Annotated in this window: 2 protein-coding genes; both read left to right on the top strand. The window is 71.9% G+C overall.

Going from position 1 to position 2,341, the window contains the following annotated elements; translation table 11 throughout:
* Window positions 1–1,942, top strand: a 1,942-nt coding sequence (locus tag PLL68_RS01915) for a carboxyl transferase domain-containing protein (protein ID WP_324531123.1), incomplete at its 5' end; no start/stop codon positions are given.
* Between the two features lie 98 nt (window positions 1,943–2,040).
* On the top strand, window positions 2,041–2,341 hold a 301-nt coding region (locus PLL68_RS01910; protein ID WP_324531122.1), incomplete at its 3' end, for a nucleotidyltransferase family protein.

The following is a 2,341-nucleotide window of genomic DNA, read 5'->3' as shown; positions in this document are numbered from 1 at the left end:
CACCAACCACGTGTGGCTGCACGTCTGGCCGCCCGTCGAGGCCGACCTCGACCAGTTGACGGCCCTTCAGGACAAGGTCGCGCCAATGACCGCTGGCGCGGGCATCGAAGAGGTGCGCGTCGAGGGGGCGATCCCCGCCGAGGACGGCACCACCGTGCCGATCTGCGCCCGCTTCGCGTACCAGCCGGGGTCCGGGGTGACCTTCACCGTCGACCAGCCCCCGACCACGCGGGTCGCACCGCTGGACGAGTACGCCGAGAAGGTCGTGCGGGCCCGGCGCCGCGGCTTGGTCTACCCCTACGAGCTCGTCTCGATGGTGGCCGGCTCCGGTGGGTCGGTGCAGGAGCTCGACCTCGACGAGAGCGGTCGGCTCGTGCCCGTCGAGCGGCCCTACGGCGAGAACACCGCGGGAATCATCTGCGGCCTCGTCACGACCCCGACCCCCCTGCACCCCGAGGGTGTCAGTCGGGTGCTGCTCTGCGGCGACCCGCTGCGGGCCCTCGGCGCGGTGGCCGAGCCGGAGTGCGCCCGGGTCATCGCGGCCCTGGACCTCGCGGAGGAGTGGGGCCTGCCGGTCGAGTGGTTCGCCCTGTCCGCCGGTGCCCGCATCTCCATGGACTCGGGCACCGAGAACATGGACTGGGTCGCGAAGGCGCTCAAGCGGATCATCGAGTTCACCCAGGCCGGGCACGAGATCAACGTCGTCGTCGCCGGCATCAACGTCGGGGCGCAGCCGTACTGGAACGCCGAGGCGACGATGCTCATGCACACCAAGGGCATCCTCGTCATGACGCCCGACTCGGCGATGGTGCTCACCGGAAAGCAGTCGCTCGACTTCTCCGGTGGCGTCTCGGCCGAGGACAACTTCGGCATCGGTGGCTACGACCGCGTCATGGGCCCCAACGGCCAGGCGCAGTACTGGGCCAAGGACCTGGTCGACGCCTACGGCATCCTGCTCGCTCACTACGAGAACACCTGGGTCGCGCCCGGTGAGAGCGGCCCGCGGCGGGCCCCGACGAGCGACCCGCACGACCGTGACGTCACGACGCACCCGCACACCCTCGCGGGCAGCGACTTCACGACCGTCGGTGACATCTTCTCGTCGGCGACCAACCCCGACCGCAAGAAGCCGTTCGACATCCGCACCCTGATGAAGGCGGTCGCGGACCAGGACCACGGCACCCTCGAGCGCTGGGCCGGCATGGCCGACGCCGAGACCGCGGTGGTGCTCGACGCGCGCATCGGCGGCATTCCGGTGCTGCTGCTCGGGATCGAGTCCAAGACGGTGGCCCGGCGCGGGGTGCCGCCGACCGACGGGCCGGACGTCTACACCGCTGGCACGCTCTTCCCGCGCTCGTCGAAGAAGGCGGCCCGGGCGATCAACGCGGCGAGCGGCAACCGGCCCCTCGTCGTGCTGGCCAACCTGTCGGGCTTCGACGGCTCACCCGACTCGATGCGCGCCCTGCAGCTCGAGTACGGCGCCGAGATCGGCCGGGCGGTCGTGAACTTCGACGGCCCGATCGTCTTCGTCGTGGTGTCGCGCTACCACGGTGGTGCGTTCGTCGTCTTCTCCAAGGCGCTGAACCCGCGGATGACCGTGCTCGCCGTCGAGGGCTCGTTCGCGTCGGTCATCGGCGGGGCCCCGGCCGCAGCGGTGGTCTTCGCGCGCGACGTCGACAAGCGCACGGCATCCGACCCGCGGGTCGCCGACCTCGAGGCACGGGTCGCGGCCGCGAGCGGGGCCGAACGGGCGGCGCTCGCGACCGAGCTGATCGCGGTGCGCACCGCCGTTCGCGCCGAGAAGCTCGGGCAAGTGGCGTCGGAGTTCGACCGGGTGCACGACATCCACCGGGCCGTGCAGGTCGGGTCGGTCGACGCGGTCATCTCGGCCTCGGAGATCCGCCCGCGGATCATCGCCGCCATCGAGGCCACCGCCACCTGACCCCCTTTCCCGACTTCGTGCGACTTGAGTGCGGCTCTGGGCCACAAATCGGCCCAAACCGGTACCCAAGTCGCACGAAGTCGGAGAGGGTGGGGCGGGTGACCACCGTGGGGCTGCTGCTCGCCGCTGGGGCCGGCCGCCGGATGGGCGGCCCCAAGGCCCTCCTGCGCCTGACCCCAACGGGCCCGACCCTCATCGAGTCGGCGGTCGAGCGGCTGTGGCAGGCCGGCTGCGACCGGGTCGTCACCGTCCTGGGTGCCGGGGCGTCGCAGGCCTCGGATGCCGTGGCGCACCTTCGCGTCGACGTCGTCACCGCGCCTGACTGGGGCGAGGGCATGGGCGCATCGCTGCGTGCCGGGCTCGCAGCCCTCAGCGCGGCGGCACCCCAGGAGGTGGCAG

This window comes from Ornithinibacter sp. (assembly GCF_035443565.1).
In the GTDB taxonomy this organism is placed as follows: Bacteria; Actinomycetota; Actinomycetes; order Actinomycetales; family Dermatophilaceae; genus Fodinibacter.
This window is presented reverse-complemented; position numbering and strand designations above follow the sequence as displayed.